General features: G+C 73.4%; 4 protein-coding genes. 2 read left to right on the top strand and 2 right to left on the bottom strand.

Going from position 1 to position 4,001, the window contains the following annotated elements:
• Positions 1 to 1,193: 1,193 nt before the first annotated feature.
• Complete coding sequence (locus ACFV4N_RS40800) at positions 1,194 to 2,516, top strand: glycosyltransferase 87 family protein (protein WP_499678051.1); 1,323 nt, start codon at positions 1,194 to 1,196, stop codon at positions 2,514 to 2,516.
• 16 nt (positions 2,517 to 2,532) lie between these two features.
• Here the strand turns inward: ACFV4N_RS40800 and ACFV4N_RS40795 are convergent, their stop codons facing one another.
• Both ACFV4N_RS40795 and ACFV4N_RS40790 read right to left on the bottom strand, forming a co-directional pair.
• Entirely contained in the window at positions 2,533 to 3,048 is a 516-nt protein-coding gene (locus ACFV4N_RS40795) for a hypothetical protein (RefSeq protein ID WP_499678050.1), read from the bottom strand.
• Positions 3,045 to 3,530: a MarR family winged helix-turn-helix transcriptional regulator gene (locus ACFV4N_RS40790; protein ID WP_499678049.1), complete on the bottom strand. Its 486-nt coding sequence runs from the start codon at positions 3,528 to 3,530 to the stop codon at positions 3,045 to 3,047. The genes ACFV4N_RS40795 and ACFV4N_RS40790 overlap by 4 nt, the downstream gene beginning before the upstream one ends.
• A gap of 280 nt (positions 3,531 to 3,810) precedes the next feature.
• On the opposite strand from ACFV4N_RS40790, the gene ACFV4N_RS40785 reads away from it, so the two are divergent.
• A partial coding sequence (locus ACFV4N_RS40785) for a hypothetical protein (protein ID WP_499678048.1) occupies positions 3,811 to 4,001 on the top strand: 191 nt, incomplete at its 3' end.

Here is a 4,001-nt window from a genome sequence, read left to right as displayed (position 1 = left end):
TTTGCTTGGTCGCTAACCCACTTACCGGAGACCTCGCCACGTTCCGGCCACCGACACGCCGCCGCTCACCTCAACCTTTGAAACACGGGCTAGACCTCGCCGCCGGACAAGACCAGGCAGAGCCCAGATGAATCCATGAACCGGCGGCGAACCGGCCGGACATACCCAACAGTCGTGATCACGGAATCCGCGATCACCGAAATCGGATGATTCTTCACGTCATGATTCCAACTAGTCCTGCAGCTCCCGCCAGCAGGCCCGATCCTCGCGCGCCACGGCGACGTCGACCGGCCCGCCGACGTCGACACCACCCGGTCCGGTGAGGCCGCCGCACCCGGCTCAACAAGCCCCGGACCAGGGAATACACGGACCATCCACAATCCCTGCACACCGGTGTGCCGCGCCCCGGGCAGGTGCACCGGCCGAGCGCGGCCGCGCGGCCGCCGTCGCGCGGAGCGGAGCTTGCGGCGCCGACCTGCGCGGTACCAGGGGGCTCGCGCCCCCTGGACCCCGCGAGGCCCGGTGGCACGGCCCGCGCACATGCTGCGAAGCGGTGCAAGATCCGTCGCGCGGGCCGCACCGCCGCGAACGAGGACCACTCCGACCGCCGGTACGTCGGTGGGGGAGAACCCGGTGCGCCGGTGCCGTCGTCGGCCGCAGCCGAGACGGTCCTCGCCCGTCGACACGGCGGTGGACACGGAACCCGTCTCCGCCAAGGTGGTGCCGACGTCGCCCAGGTCCAAGCCCTTCTCGGCCACGCATTGCTCGACACCGCTGGTCGGTACTTCCGGGCCGGCACCGCCGAGACAGCCGCCGTCGTCGAAGCGGTCTTCGAGACGTAGTCCGCGTCGAGGCGGCCCCGGACCAGCGGCTACGTCAGGCGCGGCCCGTTTCTGGCGTATTCGGTTCCCACCCCTGTGACGTGGTGAGGGCCCGGCCGCCGGGGGTCCGGGTCCGCCCGTCCGGGGGCCGGGCGGTTCGGCACGGCGAGAACTGTTCCTGATAAACCAGCCATCATCGCCAATTCCTGTCGAAGTTGCAACGCAATAGTGCGGTCCTCGCCCTTTCGGGGAGCAACACCGCTGGTCGAAGCAGCGGAGGCGGAAAGCTGACTTCCTCGATACAGTGTGGAAAACCGAAGGGTTCAGGCACCTCTCGTGACTAGCCTTCGAGTCCCGTTTGAGGAGGCGCTGATGCGCGAGGACGAGCGAGCACGCGACACCGGTGGACCACTCCCACCCACCCCGGAACCGGCCACGACCCGGCTCCCCCCGATTCCCGCCCGCGCGCGCCGGCTCGTCCCCCTCGCCGCCGTCACCGCCGTCGCGCTCGCCCTCGCCACGCAGGCCGTGCTGGTCTTCGGCGCCGTCGTCCCCCACTGGATGATCGACTTCGCCGTCTACCGGGGAGCCGCCCAGGCCCTCCTGCACGACGTGCGGCTGTACGAGCTGGGCGTCGACACGGCCTTCTTCCCCGGCATGATGTACACCTACACGCCCTTCGTCGCCGTCCTGATGGTCCCGGCGGCGCTCGTGCCGGCCGCGGTCGCCCAGTTCGCCTGGACCACCGCGGGCTACCTCGCGCTGGCCGCGTCGATCTGGCTGATGCTGCGCATCACCGGCGTGACCACGACCCGGCAGCGCACCACCGCGCTGGTGACGGCGGGCGTGGTCTTCGCGGCGATGCTCGGCCCGGTGCAGTTCAACGTGCTGCTCGGGCAAATCAACCTGTTCCTGGTGGTGCTGGTCCTGGTCGACTTCCTGCCCTCGCTGCCCGAGCGCTACCGCGGCATCGCCACCGGCGTCGCCGCCGGCATCAAGCTCACGCCCCTGCTCTTCGTCGCCTACCTGTTCTTCACCGGCCGCCGCCGCGCCGCCCTCCAGGCCCTGGCCGCGTTCGCCGCCACCGCCCTGGTCGGGTTCGCCCTCCTGCCCACCGACTCGCGCGCGTACTGGTTCCAGGGCGTCTTCTTCGACTCGGCGCGCGCGGTGCCCACCGACGTGATGGTCAACCACTCGCTGCCCGGGTTCTTCGCGCGCCTGGTCGGCGAGCGGACCGCCCCGGACTGGTCGCTGCTGCCGGCCGCCGCGGCCACGGCGGCGTGCCTGGCCGCCGCGGTGTGGGCGCACCGCCGCGGCCACGACGTGGTCGGGCTGCTGGTGATCGCCTTCGCCGCGCAGCTCGCCTCGCCGGTCACCTGGGTGCACCACTGCGTGTGGGTGGTGCCGGCCCTGGTGTGGCTGGCCACCGTCGCGTGGCGGCACCCCACGCCCCTGCCCCGGGCGCTGCTGGGCGCGGTGGTCGTGTGGTACCTCGCCCCGGTGTGGTCCCTGGGGCACCGCATGTTCGACGGCGTCCCGTTCCAGCAGACCCCGGCCGGCAACCTCCTGGTCACCCTCACCGGCACCCTCGTGCCCGCCGTGCTCGCGATCGCCCTGCTGCCGGTGTGGCTGCGCAGGCTGCGGCCGCCGGACCGGGCCGAACCCGAGCGGGCCGAGGTCGCGGCCGCGGGCTGAGGCGGGCGCCCCGGCGTCACCAGCCCGCGAGGTCCACCACGAGGCCGGCGACCTCCACCACCGAACGGCCGTCGGTTGGGACGCGGGCGGTGTGCGCCGGCGCGTCCCGCTCCAGGGTGCGGGCTGCGGCCAGGCTGCGCCGGACGTGCGCCTCGAACTCCCGGCCGGCCAGGCGCGCCCGCACGACGTCCTCGGCGGCGGTCAGCAGCACCGAGGTCACCCGGATCGGCGGACCCGCGCCCATCGCGCGGCGGATCATCGGCTCCTCCAGGACGCTGACGGTGTTGCTGTAGATCAGGCGGGTCTGGCCCAGGGCGGCGTAGTTCGCCCACACCGAGGCCAGGTTCCGCTCGGTGATCGCGGTGCGGTGCGGGTCGCCCGGCGGGGCCGGGTGCACCTGGTCCAGGAAGTCGCCCTCGACGAAGCAGTGCGCCGTGCCGCGCCCCCGCAGCAGCGCCGACACCTCCCACGCCACCGACGTCTTGCCCACCCCCGCGCCGCCGCCGATCAGCAGCAGCTCCCGCCCCGTCACTCGCACACCTCCAGCAGCGTCCGCAGCGCGTCGGCGACCACCAGCCTGGTCCGGTCGTCCAGCGGCTCCAGCAGCCGCGCGCAGTGGGCCATGTGCTCGCCCAGCATCCCGTCCACCAGCTCCCGGCCCCGCTCGGTCAGCTTGATCCGCACCACCCGCCGGTCGGCCGCGTCGGGCACCCGCTCCACCAGGTCCTTGGCCGCCATCCGGTCGATCCGGTTGGTGATCGCGCCCGCCGTGACCAGCGACGCCGACAGGAACGCGCCCGCGGTCATGCCGTGCGTCGCACCGGCCCGCCGCAGCGTGGTCAGCACGTCGAACTCGCCGGGCTCCAGGTCGTAGTGCGCCAGGAACTCCCGCAACTCGCGCTCCAGCAGCCGCGACAGGCGCGTCACCCGCGACAGCACCGCCAGCGGCGAGGTGTCCACGTCCGGGCGCTGCACCGACCACTGGGCCAGCGCCAGATCAACCGCGTCGGCCATCGACCCCTCCAAGGAGTTCCCAGATCTGCCCCGGTGTCCACCGGAACAGGACACCGAGCAGCACCGGGTTGACCACCGCCGACGCCCGGTTCACCGGGCAGGTCGCCGGTGCCGTGGACGGTGCCGCGGACGGCGACCTGCCGGACCGCCCACAGCAGCGAAGACAGCACGATCGCGGACCAAGGGCCTACCGCGAACTCCCACCGCGTCTGCGACCGGCGCCGGTGGAACAGCTCCTCCGGCACCGCCGGGACCCGGCGGGGGCGATTGGGCAGGGGAGGTGACCACCGGGCACGCCGCTCTCGCCGCCGGCAGCGCGACGGGCACCGCGACCTCCACCACCACGCAGCCGGCGTCACCGCACACCAGCGGCCGCGGCGGCGCGAACGCCACCGCGGCCGCGGTGGGCACCGCCGCCCGCCTCGGGACCGCTCCCTCGTTGTCGGCCGGGTGCCGCGCGCCCGCGGGCCC

The organism is Actinosynnema sp. NPDC059797 (assembly GCF_042732085.1).
Classification (GTDB): domain Bacteria; phylum Actinomycetota; class Actinomycetes; order Mycobacteriales; family Pseudonocardiaceae; genus Actinosynnema.
This window is presented reverse-complemented; position numbering and strand designations above follow the sequence as displayed.

Bases quoted from the DNA above. Each gene is read 5' to 3' on its own strand.
- ACFV4N_RS40800 (WP_499678051.1), top strand. From the start codon at position 1,194: ATGCGCGAGGACGAGCGAGCACGCGACACCGGTGGACCACTCCCACCC.
- ACFV4N_RS40790 (WP_499678049.1), bottom strand. From the start codon at position 3,530: ATGGCCGACGCGGTTGATCTGGCGCTGGCCCAGTGGTCGGTGCAGCGC.